This window comes from Catellatospora coxensis, assembly GCF_016862635.1.
Lineage (GTDB): Bacteria > Actinomycetota > Actinomycetes > Mycobacteriales > Micromonosporaceae > Catellatospora > Catellatospora coxensis.
Genome location: NZ_BONI01000125.1, coordinates 1 through 18069, shown reverse-complemented (window position 1 = coordinate 18069; position 18069 = coordinate 1). Strand labels below are relative to the sequence as shown.

Genomic DNA, 18069 nt, shown 5'->3' with positions numbered 1-18069 from the left:
GTCGTGCGTATCTTGAAGCGGCTTTCGCACAGTTGCCTGGCAAGTCGAACGATCAACGGCCGGCGAGCCCGGGGACCGGAAGCCGCTGTCGACGGCGGCAACCCGGCGGGCGGGTCAGCAATTCCCGCGCGGGATGTACAGGGGGCGGTCGGTGTCCTCGGTGACGTTCTGGGCGGACACCGCCGCGCCGACGAGCGTGGCCTCCGCGTGGCTCGCCGCGGCAGGCGACGGAACCACGGGAGCGGCAGCCGCCTCGGGCGCAGCGTGGATCTCGGGCCCGGCCTGGGCCGCCGACTCGGCATGGAGCTCGGACCCGGTCTGCGTCCCGGAACTCGCGTCGGCCCCGGAAGCGGACTCCGCCGTCGCCACGGTGCGGGTCTCGGTCACCGCGTGGGTTTCGGTCACCGGGTGGGTCTCGGTCGCCGCGGGCGTCTCGGACGCGGTCGCGGCAGGGGAGGCGGCCGGTTCCGCCGGAGCGGCCGCGGCCATCATCGCGGCGAACTCGTCGGCGTCGGAGGGCCCGGCGGGCTGGGCGCCGACCAGCGCGGCACCGTACGCGTCGGCGCTCAGGATCCCGGTGGGCTTCGGGGCGAGCAGGCCGATGGCCAGGCCGGTGATCACGGGCATCACCGAGTACGAGGAGGCGACGTCGGTGAAGTAGACGTCGAGGCCGATGTTGAACGCGCCGCCCAGGTAGAGGCCCAGGTCGCCGGCCGTGGTGACGGCGGCCCAGACGAGGCCGACGAGCACGCCCTCGGAGCCGGTGGCCATCGGACGCCTGCGCAGGTAACGGATGGCGAGGCCGAGCACCAGCGCGACCATGGTGGTCAGCTTGACCGACTCGTACAGGGCCTCGTGCTTGCCCTCGGCGGGCAGCAGGATCAGCGAGATGCCGACCATGCCGAGCCACACTGCCAGCCCGTACCCGAGCACGCGCGACGACCTCATGGGCGATTCCTCCTCGAAAGCGGGGTTCCTACCCTGCTAACCGTGCGGAGCGTGTCGAGGTCGCTACCACCGAGCCCGCGGCCAGCAATGTCGTCTCGGCCAGCGCTGTCCACATGGCGCCGGGACCGGTGGTGAGCAGCCAGTGAGCACCGCCGGGGCGAGCGCCATGCCGATGCCGGTGGACAGCTGGAAACGCGACAGCGCCCGGCCGAGGGACCGCCCCGGCACCCCAGAACCCGAGGTACGCCACTCCCCGTCGGCGTTCGGCCGCCCGCACCTGGTGGCGGTGTACGCGCCGGGCTGGCGGCCGGTGGTGCAGTATCCGGCCACCGAACCCGGCGTGCCCGAGACCGTGCCGCTGGACCTGGTGCAGCGGCGGCTGGAGGCGCTCGCCCACCCGGTGCGCCAGCGGCTGGCCCGTAACCTGTCTCGGGGCGATCACACCACCACGGAACTGGCCCGCGCGTGGCAGCTCACCGACCCGGAGGTGTCCCGGCACCTGGCGGTGCTGCGCAAGGCCGGCCTCGTCGAGGTGAGCCGCCGCGGCCGGTACGTGCTCTACCGGCTCAACCTCGCCGCCTGCGCCCGCCTCGGGGCCGACTTCGTCGAGGCGATGCTCCGCTGAGGCCGCCTACGGCGCCGGCTCCGCCGAGCGGGCCGCTACCGCGCCGCCGACCAGGGCGAGCGCCTCGGCGTACGGCATCGGCGGCAGTTGCCGCCCGTCGCGCAGCCGCAGCGACACCTCGCCCGCGTCGGCCTCGCGGGACCCGATGACGGCCAGGTATGGCACCCGCCGCTGCGACGCCTCCCGGATGCGCAGCCCCAGCGACCCGTCCAGGCTCAGCGACGCCCGCAGCCCGGCGCGCAGCGCCTGCTCGGCGAACTGCCGTGCCGCCGCGTCCTGGGCCTCGCCGACCGGGGCGACGGCCAGCTGTACGGGGGCGTACCAGGCCGGGAACGCGCCCTGGTGCACCTCCAGCAGGTGCGCCATCAGCCGCTCCATGCTGCCGACGATGCTGCGGTGCACCATCACCGGCCGGGCCGGGCTGCCGTCGCGGTCGGTGTACGACAGGTCGAAGCGCTCCGGCTGCGCGAAGTCCACCTGCACGGTCGCCAGGGTCGACTCCCGCCCGGCCAGGTCGCGTACCTGGATATCGATCTTCGGCCCGTAGAACGCGGCCTCACCCGGCGCCTCCTCGAACGGCACCCCGGCCTGCACCAGCGCGTCACGCAGCAGCGCCTCCGCCCGCGCCCAGTCGGCGTCTGAGCCGAGGTAGGCCGCCCCCGCCCCGCGCAGCGACAGCCGGTAACCGTCGGCGGCGAAGCCCAGCGCCGGGTGGATCCGCTTGCACATCGCCAGCACCAGCGCGACCTCAGCGCCGACCTGGTCGAGGGAGCAGAACACGTGCGCGTCGTTGAGCGAGATCGCCCGCACCCGGCTCAGCCCGCCGACGACGCCGGAGCGCTCGGCGCGGTACATGCCGCCCAGCTCGGCGATGCGTACCGGCAGCTCGCGGTAGGAGCGGCCGCGCGAGCCGAACACCATCGCGTGGTGCGGGCACAGGCTCGGGCGCAGCATCAGCGCCTCGGGGTCGTCGGCGGCGGCGCCGGGGTCGTCGGACATCGCCGGGAACATGTCGTCGGCGAACTTCGCCAGGTGCCCCGACCTGTGGAACATCTGGCGTTTGGCGAGCGGGGGTGAGTAGACGTGCTGGTATCCGGCGAGGCGCTCCTCCTCGCGTACGTACTCCTCGATGGCGTGGCGGGCGGCGGCGCCGGCGGGCAGCCACAGCGGCAGCCCCGCGCCGATCATCGGGTCGGAGTGGTAGATCTCGAGGTCGCGGCCGAGGCGGCGGTGGTCCTTCACGGTGTGCTCCTGGATTCATACGGCCGGGGCACACGTGGGGCGGATCCGCGCCGGCCCGGGGCGTGTGCCCCGGGGCCGACGGTCGACTGAAAGATCAGCAGGTCAACGCGTACGAGCGCCGGGACGTCCCGGCGTCGTCGTGCTGACGGAATGCTGCTGCATGACGAGCACGATAGCGCCCGCACGCCGCCCGGGGGCAAGCGATTTCCGTCACCGAGCTACATTCGCCGGTAGGAGTCGATCATCCGGAGGTGGGCGATGGCGCACTGGTACGAGTCGAGCATCGACCGGCAGATCCGCGAGGCGGCCGAGCGCGGCGAGTTCGACGACCTGCCCGGCACGGGCAAGCCGCTGCCCGGGGCGGGCGAGACCCTGCCCGACGACTGGTGGCTGCGCGACCTGGTCCAGCGCGAGAACCTGTCCGCCGCGATCCCGGCCACCCTGCTGCTGCGCCGCGACGTCGAGGACCTCCCCGAGGCCGTCGCCAAGAAGACCTCCGAGCAGGCCGTCCGCGCCTACGTCGCCGACCTCAACACCCGCATCGCCCGCGCCCACCGCGGCGAGCTCGCCGGCCCCGCCATAGCCCTGGCCCTCGTCGACGCCGACGACACCGTCCGCCGCTGGCGCGCCCACCGCACCCGCTGACCCGAGGAAAGGAAGGGCACCTTCTACAACACATAGCGATGTGAAGGTGCCCTTCCTAACCGCTGCCGGGCGTCGGGGCTGGTCAGCCGAAGGGTTGCCGGTCGGGTTCGCAGATGGTGCCGGGCGGCGGCGTGACCAGGTCGACGAGGTAGCGGACGCGGGCCTTGTCGAGGCACGCGCTGGGGACCTGGTAGCTGGGGTGGCCGTAGCCGTTCAGGGTGAGCAGCACGGCGTCGCCGAGCCGGCGCTGCGCGGCCTGCGCGTTGCGGTACGGGGTGCCCGCGTCGTACCGCGCGCCGACCAGCAGGACCGGCGTCTCGGTCGGGGCGTTCCACGGCCCGGCGTAGCGGCCGGCGGGGTCGGCGGGCCAGTTCGCGGCGCACGGCGCCCACAGCCACCAGCCGAGCACGGTGCCCCACAGCCTGCCCGCGTCGGTGAAGCGGGCCATCTGCTCGGGCCACCGCGCCACCGGCACCCGGGCCGGGCCGTCCACGCAGCTGATCGCCGCCGACGTGGTCGCCCCGCTGAAACCGGCCGGGCTCTGCAGCTGCCGCGCCGAGGTGAGCAGCGCCGACGCGTCTCCCTCGGCGGCGGCGTCGAGGTCCGCCGCGAACTGCGGCCAGGTCAGCGGCAGCCGCAGCGGGGTGAACGTGGCCGCCTGCAGGTCGCCGTAGCTGAGCGTGCCGGGCGGGTCCGCGTGCGGGGCCGGGATCGGCGCGCGCCGGGCCCTGGCGAACAGCGTCTCGACGCGTTCGGTGACCGGCTCGCCGTGCCCGGCCAGCGCGCACCGGCCGGGCGCGGCCTGCTGGCACAGCTTGAGGAACTGCGCGAAGACCTCGTCGGCCGAGGACACGTTGTTGGCGGTGCGCGTCTCGGCGCTGGTGGTGTAGTCGACCGCGTCGACGATGCCGTCGAGCATCATCGCCCGGGTCCGGCCCGGGAACAGGTTGAGGTAGGTCTGGCCGATCATCGAGCCGTACGACAGGCCGGTGTAGGTGAGCAGCCGGTCGCCGACCAGCTCGCGCAGCGCGTCGAGGTCGCGGGCGGTGTCGGCGGTGGAGATGTGCGACAGCAGCCTGCCGCTGACCTCGCCGCACCGCCGGGCCAGCTCGGTGGCCTTGACCTGGTACGCCGCCGACTCGGCCTGGGTGGACGGGAACGTCACGCCCTGCCAGAACCGGGCCTCGTCGGCTTCGCTCGGGAAGCACCTGACGGGAGAGCTGCCGTTGGTGCCACGCGGGTCCCAGCCCACGACGTCGAAGCGCCCGCCGCCCCAGGCGTCGAAGTCCGCGCCGCCGCCGCGGACCAGCTCGACGCCGCTCTGGCCGGGGCCGCCCGGGTTCATGAACATCGAGCCGATGCGCTGCTGCGGGCGGCTCGCCAGGTGGCGGATCACCGCCAGCTCGATGCGCTGCCCGTCCGGCTCGGCCCAGTCCAGCGGCACCGGCACCTTGGCGCACTCGAAGCTCCTGTCCAGCCCTTCGCAGGCGGTCCAGGCGATGCCGGGCTGGGCGCGTCCGGGGCCGGGCGTCGGCGCCGCCACCTGCTGCGTCGTGGCGCATGCGGCGGACAGGCAGACCGCCGCGACGGCCGCCGCCGCGCGAAGGCGCAGCCGGGCGGACCCACCCCTGGCCATCGTGATCCCCGTTCGCCGAAGACGTGGCCGCGCGCGGCGGCTCGGACCGGTCAGGCGTCGCGCAGCAGCGGGCAGGTCATGCAGTGGCCGCCGCCTCGCCCCTTGCCGATCTCGAACCCGTCGATCTCGACGACCTCGATGCCCGCCTCGCGGTACCTGCGGTTGCTGTAGACGTTCTTCGAGTACGCCACGACCACGCCGGGCGACAGCGCGACCACGTTGTTGGCGCAGTCCCACTGCTCGCGCTCCTGCTGGGCCTCGTCGCCGCCGGTCGTGATGACCCGCAGGTCCTTCTCGTGGGACAGCCCGATGGCGTGCGCGACGGCGCCGAGGAAGCTGTCCTCGGCGGTGACGTCGAGCGTGCCGGCCTTGTCGCCGGGCCGGATGCTGTACGCCGTGGTCCCGTCGATCACCTTCGGGTAGACGGTGACGGTGTCCCGGTCCATGAAGGTGAACACGACGTCCAGGTGCATGAACTGGCGCTTGCGTTCCAGCTGCACCGCGATGATGCGCTCGGCCCCGCCGCGGGCGAACAGCCGCTGCGCCAGTATCTCCACCATCTGCGGGGTCGTGCGCTCGCTGATCCCGATCAGGACGGTGCGGTTGCCGACCGGCATCACGTCGCCGCCCTCGATCGAGGAGCGCCCGAAGGACTGCGTGTCGAACTCGTCGTGCTCGTCGCGGCCCGCGTCCGGGAACCAGAAATTGATCTTCTCCTGCCGGAACATCGGGTGGAAGCGGTACACCGTGCCCAGGTTGACGGTCTCCAGCTGGCGCGAGGGCCAGTACATCGGGTTCAGCGAGACGCCCTCGTAGATCCAGCACGAGGTGTCGCGGGTGAACAGGTGGTTGGGCAGCGGCGGCAGGATGAACGACGAGCCGACGGTGGTCGCCACGGCCAGCGAGCGCGCGGCGAGCCGGTCGTCGTCGGCGAAGCGCATCAGCTCGGCCCGGGTCACCCCGCCGGTGAGGTGCGTGGCCAGGGTCTTGGGGTCCATGCCGGCCAGCGCCTCACGCACCGCGTCCACCATGGCCGGACCGACGGTGTACGGGCTGACGGTGTGCCCGATGACCCACTCCCGCGCCTCAGGCGAGGCCAGCGCCTCGGTGAGCAGGTCGTGCAGCAGGAACACCTCGATGTCGCGAGCCCGCAGCTCGGCGACGAACTGGTCGTGCTCCTGCTGCGCCCGTTCCACCCACAGCACGTCGTCGAACAGCAGCTCGCCCCGGTTGGACGGGGTGAGCCGGCGCAGCGCCAGGTCGGGCCGGTGCACCAGCACCTTGCGCAGCCTGCCGACCTCCGAGTGGACTCCGAATCCGGTCATCGCGCGCTCCTCCGCCGCAGCCCTCCTGCCGCCCTGCCGCAGCCCGCCCCAGCAGCCCTGCCGCAGCCGTCACGCCGCCTGGCCGCTGTCCCGAATGCTACGTCCGTTTCACGTCCTTCGTGCCCGATCGCCGATTCGCGAAACCCGGCCCGGCCCGCCCGGGCCGACCGAACGAAGGAAGGGCACCTTCACAACGCTCTGCGCTGTAGAAGGTGCCCTTCCCATCAGGAAGTGCCGAGGGCCAGGGCTAAGGCCGAGGTCCGGTGCGGGCGGTGGCCGGGTGGTGCCCGGTCGGCTTCGGCGTCGCGGCCGGGCGGCTCACCGACGGGCTGGGCGCGGCGACCGGGGCGAGGCTCGGCGCGTGGCTCACGGCCGGTGTGGCGGCCGGGGTACGGCCGGCCGACGGGCTCGGCGCGGCCGACGGGGTGCGGCTGGGCGACGCGGACGGGCGGGCGGCCGCGGCCGCGTCCGACGGCGACGGTGACACGCTCGGCGAGGCGCCGGGCTGCGGTGTCGCGGTCGGGGCCGGGTTCGCGGCCGGTGCGGCGGGTACTGCCGCGGTCCCGCCGTACGTGAAGGTCACCTCGACCGCCGAGCCGCCGGTCAGGCTGTTGGTCAGCTGCCAGACCAGCCCGGCGTCACCGGAGGCGTCGATCGCGCCCGGGGTGAAGACCTTGTCGCCGTTCCAGTCGCCGACCAGCGGCACCGTGTACACCGCGCCGAAGCCGACGTGCACCTGCGTCGGCCCGCCTGTGGTCACGTTGCTCAGGTAGTAGTCGTGGCGCTCGCCGTCCATGTCGACGGTGCCGGGCGTGAAGGTGCGGTTGCCGTCCCAGTCGCCGACGATCGGCGTCTTCGCCGCGTCGCCGTACTCGAACTCGACCTCGGTCACCGGCTTGGCGAACGTGTTGGTGAGCTTCCACTCGTGCAGCTTGCCGCTGCTGTCCACCGCGCCCGGGGTGAACGTGCCGTTGCCGTCCCAGTCGCCGACCACCGGGATGTCCTCGATGTCGCCGAAGCCGGTGTGGATGTCGGCGGGCCCGCTGCGGAAGCCGTTGGCCAGGTAGAAGTCCCGTCGCTTGCCCTCGGCGTCGACCGTGCCCGGCGTGTATGTGCCGTTGCCGTCCCAGTCGCCGACGATCGGGGCCTTCTCCGCGTCGCCGTACGTGAAGTCCAGCGCGGGATCGGGGGTGCCGTCGAGGGTGTTGGACAGCCGCCAGCGCCAGGTGTCGCCCTCGGCGCTGACCAGGCCCGGCGTCATGGTGCCGTTGCCGTCCCAGTCGCCGACCACGGGGCGGGGCAGCGGCCCGGCCGGGTTGGCGGCCAGCGCGTTGAGGTCGGCCATGGTGCCGTTGAAGACGTTCTGGTCGCCGGGGAGCTTGCCGTGGTTGGCGTACTGCCACAGGGTCCACCGGTCCCAGCCGGCGGGCAGCCCGCGCACCTTGTCGGTGTAGCTGGAGATGAACAGGTAGTGGTCGCCGAAGTCGGCGTTCTTCCCGGTGCACGGGTTCCACCAGTTCGGATTCGTGTAGATCATCGTGGCGCTGCCGGTGCGCTCGCGTACCCGCTGGGTGAAGTCGCGGATGAAGCGGACCAGCTCGCTCTTGGACTTGCCCCAGCACGGCCCGGGGGCGACGAGCTTGCCGCCCAGCTTGTACGGCCACTCGATGTCCAGCATCGGCGGCAGCGAGCGCCCGTCGTTGCGGTACTGCGCCCGGTCGAGGAAGAAGTCGGCCTGGGTGCGCCCGTTGGTCTTGTCCGGCCGGGCGAAGTGGTATGCCCCGAACAGGATGCCGTTCTTGCGCGCGCCGCTGTGGTTGTCCTTGAACGAGGCGTCGACGTAGTGCACGCCCTCGGTCACCTTGGCGTACACGAACTTCGCGCCCTTGTCGGCGACCTTGTCCCAGTTGATCGTGCCCTGGTGGTGCGACACGTCGATGCCGGTCACCGGGTAGCCGCCCGGCGCGGCCGCCAGCACCCGGGCCGCCGCGGGCGGAGCCGCCAGCTCCGCGGGCATGCCCGCGCCCGCCCAGCCGTCGGTGATCGGTCTGCCGTCGGGTCCGAGCGGATCGCCGGGCGGCGCGGCCCCGGCCGGCAGCGCGGTCAACGTCAGGAACAGCCCGGCCGCGGCCAGGACGGCGCGGCGGGCTGCGGCGGTGCGGTGACGGTTCACGGCTCTCCTCAGTGCAGAACGGTGGGCTGGTCCAGCAGGGGCCCGCCGGGCGGCGGCGCGAGTTCGGCCGCCGGGCTCGCCGACGGCTCCGGCGACGCGCCGGGCACGGACCCGGCGACTCCGCCCGGGGCCGCCGGGGTCGCACTTGGGCCGGACGCCGTCGGCGCGGGAGCGGAGCCGGGCACGGGTCCCGCGGGCACGATCGCGCCGGGCGGCAGTGAGCCGGGCAGGGGCGAGGCGGGCGGAGTGGTGCCCGGCGGGACGGCGCCGGGCGGCGAGGAGCCGGGCAGGCCGACGCCCGGCAGGCCGGGGGACGGGCTCACGTCGGGCCGGGGCCTGGGCACCACGCTCGGCGAGGGCGCCGGCCCGGCCGCGCCGCCCGGGGCCGCCGGCTCTCCCGCGTACGCGAAGACGGTGTCGGCGATCCCGCCGGCCAGCGCGTTGGACAGCCGCCACTCGTGGCCCGCGCCGGGGTCGGCGACACCCGGCGTGACGAACCCGTCGCCGTCCCAGTCGCCGGTCACCGGCAGTTGCGCCACCTCGCCGAACGACACCTCGGTGTCGGTCGCCGGGTCGTCGAGGCTGTTGGTGAACTCCCAGTTCCGGTGCTCGCCGCCGGTGTCGACGACGCCGGGCGTGCTGACCCGGTCACCGTTCCAGTCGCCGACCACCGGCAGCTTGTCCACGTCGCCGAACCCGACGTGCACGTCGTGGTCGCCGCCGGTCAGGCTGTTGGCGAGATACCAGTCGCGCACGTCGCCCTCGGCGTCGACCACGCCCGGCGTGTACGTGCCGTTGCCGTCCCAGTCGCCGACGACCGGGGCCTTCTCGACGTCGCCGTAGCCGACGCGTACGTCCGGCTCGCCGCCGCGCAGCGAGTTGGACAGGTACCAGTCGTGGTGGTCGCCGGTCAGGTCGACGGTGCCGGGGGTCCACCGGCCGTCGCCGTCCCAGTCGCCGACGATGGGCAGTTTGCGCACGTCGCCGTAGAGGAAGTCGGCGTCGGTCGTCGCGCCCCGCGGGTCGTCGGACAGCCGCCAGCGCCACGTCTCGCCCTCCGGCCGGGCGGCCCCGGCGGTGGCCCGGCCGTCGCCGTCCCAGTCCCCGGCCACCGGATACCAGACCGCCTCGTTCTCGATGACGTTGCGGTAGCGGTAGGAGCGGTACCTCTTCTCGTTGTAGCCGGACTCTGACCAGGTGCGGTGCTTGACCGAGGGCGGGGTCTGCTCGTACATGACGAAGTCGCCGCCGGGCTCGCCGACCCAGCGCTCGAACAGCACCACGTGCGAGCCGTCCCGCGGCCGCGACCTGTTGTGGTAGAGCAGCATGTCGCCGGGGCGCATGTCGGCGAAGTCGACGCGCTCGCCGACCTGGTGCAGGTCGCCGGTCCAGTGGTTGCGGCCCAGTTCCCAGGCCATCGAGACGTATCCGGAGCAGTCGGTGCGCCACCCCTTGCGGAACTTCAGCTGGCTGTAGCCGACCTGCGCGTCGGCCCAGATCGCGGCGCGGGCGAGGATCTGCATGCGGGTGATCGGGCGGCCGAGCCCGCGGGCCGGGCCGGCCAGGCCGTCGGGCTGCAGCGGCAGGCCCTGCGCGTCGACGCCCTGCGGGCGCAGCATGTCGGGGTCGTCGGCGCCGTCGGGAATCGCCGCCGCGGGTCCGGCCAGGGTCAGGGCGGCGACGGCCGCGAGCAGGCCGGCGGCGGCCCGGTGCAGTGGACCGCGCTGGCGTGAGGTGCGCCGTTGCCGCGCCCCGGCCGGCGGTGCCTCGCGTTCCGCGGCGGACGGCGCGACCGCACCCTGCGGCAGGCACCGGTCGGTCGTGGCGCCCGCGTGCTCCGTGCATGATCCGCAATCCCGCATGCCGTGTCAACGAGCGGTGCCGGACGGCCGTTGCGCCTGCTCCGGCGTGCCGTGGAGCGATCTTCAAGCGGTGCCCGACGTTTCGGTCCGCAGAGCTGCGGGCATGCGTACAGCAGCGTGAAAGGAGAGCGACCATGCCGCAGCAAGCCTGGAGCGCCAAGCGGGAGCGCCAGTACAAGCACATCAAGGCCAGCGCGGAGGAGCGCGGCAAGTCCGAGGACGTCGCCGAGGAGATCGCCGCGCGCACCGTCAACAAGGAGCGGGCCCGGGCCGGTGAGGCCAAGCAGGCCAGCGCGCTGTCGAAGAAGGACATCTCCTCCGGCCGGCGCGGCGGGCTGCGCTCGCACCGGGGCGAGGGCGGCCGCACCCGCGACCAGCTCTACGAGGAGGCCAAGAAGAAGAACGTCAAGGGTCGCTCGACCATGACCAAGGCCGAGCTGCAGCGCGCCGTCGACCGCTGAGGGTCGGGCCGGCGGCTCAGGACGAGGGCGGGGTGATCACGGCGTGCGTGTGCAGCGCGTCGAGCACCTCGTCCTGGGCGTACTCGCCCTCGGGCAGGGTGTCGATGGACAGGTGCACGTCCGAGGGCATGTCCTCGGCCATGGCGCGGCGGCGCAGCTCGGCGACGCTGAGCCGCTCCTCCCCGATGAACAGCGTGTCCAGCAGCGTCTCCAGCATCTCGCCGGACGTTTGCTCGGTCATCGCCCCGCCTCCTCCCGTGAACGATCCGGCGGCAGTCCTACCCAGTGTCCGCCTCGTCGAACCCTCGCGAGGCTTATCCGTCGGGACAAATCGGGTGAAGACGTTTCAGTTCCCCGGCCTGCGGGAATCGGGGCGGTATGACGCACACACCGTATGGCAGCAGGCAAGCCGTCGACCCGGTCGAGGACGACCTCGACGCGCGGTCCTGGGACACGCCGGGCCGCGACGGCGTCGTGGGCGACGACGAGCGCGATCCCGACCGCCGCGAGCTGCGCGCCGACATCGGCCGGCACGTGTCGCTGGCGACCTTCCCCGCCACCGCCGAGCAGCTGGTCGAGGTCGCGCGCCGCGGCGACGCCCCCGACGCGGTGCTCGACGAGCTGGGCACGCTGGAGCCGGGACGCAGCTTCGCGAACGCCCGGGAGCTGTGGCAGGCCCTCGATCTGGAGGTCGAGGTCCGCTTCTGAGACAACCCGCGAACGCCCGCGCGGAGGCGGTCCGGCGTGGTGAGGTCATGACATGGCCGAGCAGGACGGCACGGGGCTGGTGCCCGGGATCGACGATCCCGGGCCGATCGGCGCGGTGCGCGAGGGTATGCACGTCGTCGACAGCACCGGGGCCGGGCTGGGCACCGTGCAGGACGTCAAGATCGGTGACGGGGCCGCGATCACCTCGGACGGCCAGCGGATGAGCGAATCGGTGAGCCTGTTCGGGCGGATCGTGCGCGAGGCGGCCGGCCCGGAGCCGGACGTCGAGCAGGAACTCGCCGAGCTGCTGCTGCGCGAGGGATACGTGAAGATCAAGAGTCGGATGCCGCTGCGGCGTGCGCACTACGCCGGCGCCGCCCAGATCGCCGGTGTGCGCGACGGTGTGGTGACTCTGAACGTGCCGGCCGACCACCTCGCCGCCGAGGTGTGAGCCGGCCCGGCCCGCGGGGCCCGCGGGCGGACGCTGATCGAAGGGAGTCGGTTCGGGTGGACAGGATCGCCGCGAAGTTCGTGCACGGCGCCGCCGAGGTGACCCGGGAGATCGAGGTGGACTCGGCCGTCGATCCGCCGGAGACGTACTCGATCTGGTTGCCGGTCGGGCTGGAGCCGGGCCGTGACCGCTGGGCCGGGGACGACCCGTGGGAGGCCGTGTACGTGCGCGAGGCCAATCCCGCCGGGGAACCGGCCTGGATCTACCGGTTCCGGGCGCTGGTCGACCCGGAGGAGTGAGACGCGCCGCTCACGGACTGCGCCGGGCCAGCAGTTCCACGGCCGCGACGACCTCGGCGGGGTCGATCTCGCCCAGGCAGGGATGGCCGGGCTGGGCGCAGGTGAGCGCGCGGGTGTCGCGGCACGGCGCGTCGGGATCGCCCAGCCGCACGTGTGGGACGCCGTGCGGGCCCCACCGGGCGAACGGCACCGTCGGCGCGAACATGCTCACCACCGGCGTGCCGACCGCCGCGGCCAGTTGCGCCGGTCCCGTGTTGCCCACGACCAGGCACGCCGAGCCTGCCAGCAGCCGGCCCAGCGTGGCCAGGTCGGTCTGCCCGCCCAGGTCGCCCGCCACGTCACCGGCCACCTCCGCGGTCAGCTCGGTCTCGGCGGGCCCTCCGGTGACCAGCACCTCCCGCCCGGAGCGGGCCAGCTCCCGCACGATCTCGACGGCGACCTTGCGCGGCAGCCCGCGGGCCGAGGCGCTCGCGCCGGGATGCACGACGACCCGGCCGGTGCGGGTCCCGCTCGCCGGCAGCACGGTACGCAGCCGGCCGTCGTCGCCGCCGGGCAGCGGATAACCGGCCGCGGCGGCCAGCGACAGCGCCCGGTGCGCCTCGGGCAGGTCGTCCGGCGCCCGGTGGCGTACGTCGAGCAGCGCGCCCGGATAGTCGTCGCAGATCGCGCTGATCCGGCCGACCCCGGCCAGCCGCAGCAGCAGCGCGGTGGGCAGCGGCGACTGGGCCGAGGAGGTGAAGATGACGGCCTCGTCGATCTGCCAGCAGCGCACCGTGTCGATGAGGCCGTCGACGGCCGACCGGTCGACCGGAGCCGGGTCGCGTTCGGCCCACGGGATGCCCCACTCCAGGACCCGGGTCACGCCGGGCAGCAGCCGTCCCGCGGGGGCGCCGGGCGGCCCGGTGAGCAGGGACACCGAGTGCGCCCGCGCGGCCAGCGCCCGCAGCGCGGGGCCGGTGAGCAGCACGTCTCCGGCCGAGCCGGCGCGCACCGCGAGCACGTTGCCGGGCTCGTCGGCTCCGGCCGGGCCGGGGCGCAGCAGCTGCCGCCGGGCGAGGATCCACTCGGCGGCGGCGAGCAGGCTCGGCGCGCGGTGCGGGGCCGCGGCGGCTTCGGCGACGCAGGTCTGCCCGGTCGGCACCAGCAGGCCGGTCGCCCCGGCCGCGGCGGCGGCCTGCAGGTCGGTGCCGAGGTCGCCGACCATGACGCAGCGGTGCGGGCTGATCCCGAGGTCGCGGGCCGCGGCGGTGATCAGGCCGGGGGCCGGCTTGCGGCAGGCGCACCCGTCGGCGGGGGTGTGCCAGCAGGTCTGCCAGGTGTCGAACGGGCCCAGCAGCTGCTCGATGCGGGCGTCGACCGCCTCGGCCTGAGCCCGGGTGACGAACCCGAAGCCGACGGCGGACTGGTGCGACACGACGCCGATCCGCAGGCCGGACTCGCGTAGCAGGTCCAGCGCGGCGCGTACGCCGGGCATCGGCACGACCAGGTCGGGGTCGCTGATCCGGGGCACCTCGCGGATCAGGGTGTTGTCGCGGTCGAACAGGACCGCGTCGAACATTCCGGTGAAGCCGCCGTCGATCTCAGCTCTGCGCACCCCGCGGCCTTACCCTGTCCTGCTTGCCCGAAACATCCAGCAGCGTGGTTTCCATCATGTATGCCGTAACCATCCTTTTCCCGGCAGGGAGACCCTGGTCTAGCAGCCTAGGATGATCTAGCGGTGGTGACCGCCGTCGCGCACGTGCTGCCAGGGGGCGGCAGGGCCGTGGGCGGCGGTCAGGCGTTGAGGCCGAGGCGGACCGTGCAGCCGTCGGGTGTCGCGTCGACGGTCAGGTCGTCGCTCATCTGGCGGGCCAGCCACAGGCCCATGCCACCCGAGCCGACCGCCCGGTCCGTCGGCACGTAGCCGCTGTACGCGCTGAAGCAGTGCCCGCCGTCGGACACCGAGCACAGCGCCCGCTTGCCGTCGGACCACAGCCGCACCCGCACCGGGGGCGCGCCGTGCAGGATCGCGTTGGTGGCGACCTCGCTGACCGCCAGCACGAACCCCTGCACCGCGTACGCGGACACGCCGTCGCCGAGCAGCACCTGCTCCACGGCGGCCCGCAGCGCGGCCAGGTCGCGGGGGGCGTCGACGTCCAGCCGGGCCGGGCCGTCCTCCAGCGGGTCGCGCCAGCGCATGCTGGCGTCGCCGAGCAGGGTCGCCGCGTCGAGGTAGCCCGCGCTGGGCACCCGGCCGCCGCCGGCGAGCAGGTGGGAGTGGCTGCTCTCGCCGGCGCGCAGGATCTCCGGCGGGACCCGGCGGCGGTCGTACAGGCACAGGTTCCAGACCGGGTAGTCGGCCAGCGCCTGCCCGAGCGCCGCGTCGAACCGCGCCCACTCCCACTGCCCGCTGGGCCGGGGCCCGAAGTCGATCTCGGTGACCACGCGGATGCGGCCGGTGCCGCGCTGCCGCTGGCGTTCGGCGAGTTCGCGGTAGGCGGTCAGGGCCGCCACGGTGCCGCCGTACACGTCCTCGCGGCGCAGTTCGGTGACCTGGTGCTCGCCGAGCGCGGCGCGCAGCCGGGCGGCGTTGTCGGGGCGGCAGATCAGCACCACGCTGTCCTCGGCGGACACGCCCTCGCGCAGGTAGGGCACGACCGCGTCGAGCAGCTGGTCGTCGTCGTGGTACTGCAGGGCGTCGTGACGGCTGACCGCGTCGGGGTGCCCTGCGAGCGCCGTTGCGTCCACCGTGGTCCTTCCCGAGCCCGTGCCGGACTCGTCGCCTTGCTCCACCAAGCCGGAGATTAATGCTATTCCGCCGCGACCGCGATGCCGGAGGCCGCCACCAGGTCGCCCGTGCGTGCTGCGTGCACCTGCGCGAACGGTGCCGTCTCAGCGCTCCGCGTCGTTGCGTACCGCCATGATGGCCATGTCGTCGCGGGGCGGGTCGACCGAGAAGTCCACCGCCGCGGTGCGCAGCCGGGCGGCGATGACGTCGGCGGGATGGCCGGCCAGGTAGGTGAGCCGCTGCGCGAGCCGCTGGGTGCCGAAGAACTCGTGGCCGTTGCGGCGTTCGGTGACGCCGTCGGTGAAGAACACCAGGGTCTCGCCGGGTTTCAGCACGAGCCGGGCCGGCGGGCAGGTCACCGGGGAGACCAGGCCGAGCGCGGTGCCCCAGCGGCCGGCCGAGGAGACGCGGCCGTCGGCGTGCAGCACCAGCGGCCGGTCGTGGCCGGCCAGGTGCAGCGAGACCTCGACGTCGGAGCCGCCGCCGCGGGTGTCGAACGCGGCCAGGGCCAGCGTGCAGTAGCGCTCGGAGCGCTCGCTGAGGGTCTCGTTGAGGGTGGCGAGCACGGACTGCAGCGGCCGGCCGTCCTTGACCAGGACCCGGATGACCTCGCGGATGAGCCCGGTGACGGCGGCGGCGTGCACGCCCTTGCCGGACACGTCGCCGACCATCACCAGCCAGCGGCCGTCGGGCATGGCCATGATGTCGTACAGGTCGCCGCCGACCTCGACGCCGCGGCCCGCGGGCACGTACTCGGCGCCGATGCCCAGGCCCTGGATGGTCGGCAGTTTCGCCGGCAGCAGCGCCTGCTGCAGGGTGTGCGAGACGGTCTGGCGTTCCTCGTGGATGCGGGCGTTGTCCATGGCCAGCGCGCAGCGCCGGGCGACCTCCTCGGCGACGGGGATCTCGTCGGGGTCGCGGGGGGAGTCGGTGTCGCGGCCGATGCTGAGCACGCCGAGCCATTCGCCGCGGGCGAACAGCGGCACGGCGATTCCGGACAGGGAGGTCGGCAGGGGGACGTTCTTGCCGGCCAGCAGCGCGTCGGCGACCGGTGGGGCGAGCAGCGAGCGGGTGAGGTCGTCGCTGACGGCGTCGAGCCAGGCGCTCATGGCTTCGTCGGCGTGGGCGGCGGCGGCGGGTTCGAGGCGGCGGCCGGGGGTGGCGCGGTGCAGGGTGCACCAGGTGCCGAGGCGGGGCACGACGAGGCGGGGGATCAGCGCCAGGGTGAGGGTGAGGTCGAGGGACTGGGCGAGCAGTTCGCTGACCTCGGCGAGGAAGGCCAGGGAGGTCTGCCGGCGGCGGTCGCTGTCGCGCAGGCGCTGGTGTTCCAGGGTCATGCCGAGCCGCTGTACGGCCAGCTGGGTGAGGGTCTGTGCCTGTGGGGTGTCGGGTGCGTCCAGGCGCAGCTCGGCCGACCAGGGCAGGCTCACCGGCACGGTGATGCGGCGGGCGGCCGAGGCCGGGGGCAGGCGTTTGCCCTGGGCGGCCAGCAGCTGGGGGCCGGTGCCGTCGCCGCGGTCGAGCCAGACGGCGCTGCCGGTGGCGGCGGTGTGCTCGGCGAGGGTGCGCAGCAGGTCGCCGGCGAAGCCGTGGGCGGTGCCCGTCTCGTCGGCGGTGGTGGCCACGCCGAGCAGGGCATCGACGGCTTTCAGGGGCGCTGCGGCGGGGTGGGGGGAGTGCTCCTGGTCCGGAGCGCGGTTCGGCACCCTTGTAGTGTCCGCCGTTCTGCGTCGGGTTTCCAGCGCGGGGGCCGCTGCCGCGTGCCGCTGGCTCGCATCCGGGGGCGGTACGGACGATGATGAAGCGTGCGCCGCGACGGTGTGGCGCGGCGATGCGCCATGAGGCGAGAGTCGGCCATCGAGGGGAGTGGGTCCTGGTGACGGCGAATCGGACGACCGCACAGCGTGCGCGGGTGGATGACGACGCGCGGTGGCACGAGGTCGCGGCGGCGCTGCGGGCGGTGCGCAACGGTGACTTCAAGGTGCGGCTGTCGCGGGGCTCCGGGATCGTCGGCGAGGTCGCGGACGCCTTCAACGAGGTCGTGATGATGCAGGAGCAGCGCAACCGCGAGTTCCTGCGCATCTCGCGGGTCGTCGGCCGGGAGGGCCGGGTCACCGAGCGCCTGGACGAGGAGGCGTACGAGGGGGCGTGGGCTGACGGCGTACGCGCGGTCAACAGCCTGATGGACGACCTGGGCCGGCCGACCGCCGAGATCGCGCGTGTGATCGTGGCCGTGGCCGAGGGTGACCTGAGCCAGCACATGACGCTCGACATCGACGGGCGGCCGCTGCGGGGCGAGTTCCTCACCATCGGCCGGACCGTGAACCGGATGGTCGATCAGCTGTCGTCGTTCGCCGACGAGGTGACGCGGGTGGCGCGTGAGGTCGGCACGGAGGGCAAGCTGGGCGGCCAGGCCGACGTGCGGGGTGTGTCGGGCACCTGGCGCGACCTGACCGACAACGTGAACTTCATGGCGTCGAACCTGACCGCGCAGGTGCGGTCGATCTCGCAGGTGACCACGGCGATCGCGCAGGGCGACCTGTCGCAGAAGATCGCGATCTCGGCGCAGGGCGAGGTGGCCGACCTCGCCGACACGATCAACTCGCTGACGGACACGCTGCGGGTGTTCGCTGAGCAGGTGACGCGGGTGGCGCGTGAGGTCGGCACGGAGGGCAAGCTCGGCGGCCAGGCCGAGGTGCCGAACGTGGCCGGCACGTGGAAGGACCTCACCGACGCCGTGAACTACATGGCGTCGAACCTGACGGCGCAGGTCCGCAACATCGCGCAGGTCGCCACCGCGGTGGCCCGGGGCGACCTGTCGCAGAAGATCGCGGTGGCGGCGCAGGGCGAGATCCTGGAGCTCAAGGACGTCGTCAACACGATGGTGGATCAGCTGTCGTCGTTCGCCGACGAGGTGACGCGTGTCG

Annotated in this window: 17 protein-coding genes; 7 read left to right on the top strand and 10 right to left on the bottom strand. The window is 73.7% G+C overall.

The window, feature by feature from the left end; translation table 11 throughout:
- Positions 1-114: 114 nt before the first annotated feature.
- Positions 115-948 (bottom strand): hypothetical protein, encoded by an 834-nt coding sequence (locus Cco03nite_RS39810; protein ID WP_203699224.1) that lies wholly within the window; start codon positions 946-948, stop codon positions 115-117.
- Positions 949-1090: 142 nt separating this feature from the next.
- Between Cco03nite_RS39810 and Cco03nite_RS39805 the strand changes: the two genes are divergently transcribed.
- Complete coding sequence (locus Cco03nite_RS39805; protein WP_239168038.1) at positions 1091-1573, top strand: ArsR/SmtB family transcription factor; 483 nt, start codon at positions 1091-1093, stop codon at positions 1571-1573.
- Between the two features lie 6 nt (positions 1574-1579).
- Here the strand turns inward: Cco03nite_RS39805 and thrS are convergent, their stop codons facing one another.
- Positions 1580-2815 (bottom strand): threonine--tRNA ligase, encoded by a 1236-nt coding sequence (gene thrS / locus Cco03nite_RS39800; protein ID WP_203699223.1) that lies wholly within the window; start codon positions 2813-2815, stop codon positions 1580-1582.
- A gap of 258 nt (positions 2816-3073) precedes the next feature.
- Between thrS and Cco03nite_RS39795 the strand changes: the two genes are divergently transcribed.
- Positions 3074-3460 (top strand): DnaJ family domain-containing protein, encoded by a 387-nt coding sequence (locus tag Cco03nite_RS39795; protein WP_203699222.1) that lies wholly within the window; start codon positions 3074-3076, stop codon positions 3458-3460.
- A gap of 82 nt (positions 3461-3542) precedes the next feature.
- Here the strand turns inward: Cco03nite_RS39795 and Cco03nite_RS39790 are convergent, their stop codons facing one another.
- From Cco03nite_RS39790 to Cco03nite_RS42720, 4 genes are all read right to left on the bottom strand, one after another.
- Positions 3543-5096, bottom strand: coding sequence for an alpha/beta hydrolase (locus Cco03nite_RS39790; RefSeq protein WP_203699221.1), 1554 nt, complete (start codon positions 5094-5096; stop codon positions 3543-3545).
- A gap of 50 nt (positions 5097-5146) precedes the next feature.
- Complete coding sequence (locus Cco03nite_RS39785) at positions 5147-6421, bottom strand: arginine deiminase (RefSeq protein WP_203699220.1); 1275 nt, start codon at positions 6419-6421, stop codon at positions 5147-5149.
- A 247-nt stretch (positions 6422-6668) separates the two neighbouring features.
- Positions 6669-8594 (bottom strand): GH25 family lysozyme, encoded by a 1926-nt coding sequence (locus Cco03nite_RS39780; protein ID WP_203699219.1) that lies wholly within the window; start codon positions 8592-8594, stop codon positions 6669-6671.
- A gap of 8 nt (positions 8595-8602) precedes the next feature.
- Positions 8603-10456, bottom strand: coding sequence for an NlpC/P60 family protein (locus Cco03nite_RS42720; protein WP_239168037.1), 1854 nt, complete (start codon positions 10454-10456; stop codon positions 8603-8605).
- Positions 10457-10590: 134 nt separating this feature from the next.
- Here Cco03nite_RS42720 and Cco03nite_RS39770 point away from each other — a divergent pair, with 134 nt between their 5' ends.
- A complete protein-coding gene (locus Cco03nite_RS39770; protein WP_203699218.1) occupies positions 10591-10917 on the top strand; it encodes a plasmid stabilization protein in 327 nt (108 codons plus the stop codon).
- Between the two features lie 16 nt (positions 10918-10933).
- Here Cco03nite_RS39770 and Cco03nite_RS39765 read toward each other — a convergent pair whose 3' ends face one another.
- The gene (locus tag Cco03nite_RS39765; RefSeq protein WP_203699217.1) at positions 10934-11158 is read right to left on the bottom strand and encodes a hypothetical protein; all 225 of its coding nucleotides are present in this window, start codon (positions 11156-11158) and stop codon (positions 10934-10936) included.
- Between the two features lie 137 nt (positions 11159-11295).
- On the opposite strand from Cco03nite_RS39765, the gene Cco03nite_RS39760 reads away from it, so the two are divergent.
- Genes Cco03nite_RS39760 through Cco03nite_RS39750 form a run of 3 tightly spaced genes read left to right on the top strand, consistent with a single transcriptional unit; the run spans position 11296 to position 12375 of the window.
- The gene (locus Cco03nite_RS39760; protein WP_203699216.1) at positions 11296-11625 is read left to right on the top strand and encodes a DUF2795 domain-containing protein; all 330 of its coding nucleotides are present in this window, start codon (positions 11296-11298) and stop codon (positions 11623-11625) included.
- Between the two features lie 52 nt (positions 11626-11677).
- Positions 11678-12076 carry a hypothetical protein gene (locus Cco03nite_RS39755; RefSeq protein ID WP_203699215.1) on the top strand — a complete coding sequence of 133 codons (399 nt, stop codon included), beginning with the start codon at positions 11678-11680 and terminating at the stop codon, positions 12074-12076.
- A 56-nt stretch (positions 12077-12132) separates the two neighbouring features.
- Complete coding sequence (locus Cco03nite_RS39750) at positions 12133-12375, top strand: hypothetical protein (RefSeq protein ID WP_203699214.1); 243 nt, start codon at positions 12133-12135, stop codon at positions 12373-12375.
- 10 nt (positions 12376-12385) lie between these two features.
- Here Cco03nite_RS39750 and Cco03nite_RS39745 read toward each other — a convergent pair whose 3' ends face one another.
- The 3 genes from Cco03nite_RS39745 to Cco03nite_RS43040 form a co-directional block, all read right to left on the bottom strand.
- The gene (locus tag Cco03nite_RS39745; RefSeq protein ID WP_239168036.1) at positions 12386-13969 is read right to left on the bottom strand and encodes an HAD-IIIA family hydrolase; all 1584 of its coding nucleotides are present in this window, start codon (positions 13967-13969) and stop codon (positions 12386-12388) included.
- Positions 13970-14148: 179 nt separating this feature from the next.
- On the bottom strand, positions 14149-15102 hold the full coding sequence (locus tag Cco03nite_RS39740; protein ID WP_203699213.1) for an anti-sigma factor RsbA family regulatory protein: 954 nt from the start codon (positions 15100-15102) through the stop codon (positions 14149-14151).
- 144 nt (positions 15103-15246) lie between these two features.
- A complete protein-coding gene (locus Cco03nite_RS43040) occupies positions 15247-16848 on the bottom strand; it encodes a PP2C family protein-serine/threonine phosphatase (protein ID WP_275412114.1) in 1602 nt (533 codons plus the stop codon).
- 125 nt (positions 16849-16973) lie between these two features.
- Here Cco03nite_RS43040 and Cco03nite_RS39730 point away from each other — a divergent pair.
- Positions 16974-18069, top strand: a 1096-nt coding sequence (locus Cco03nite_RS39730) for a HAMP domain-containing protein (RefSeq protein ID WP_203699212.1), incomplete at its 3' end; no start/stop codon positions are given.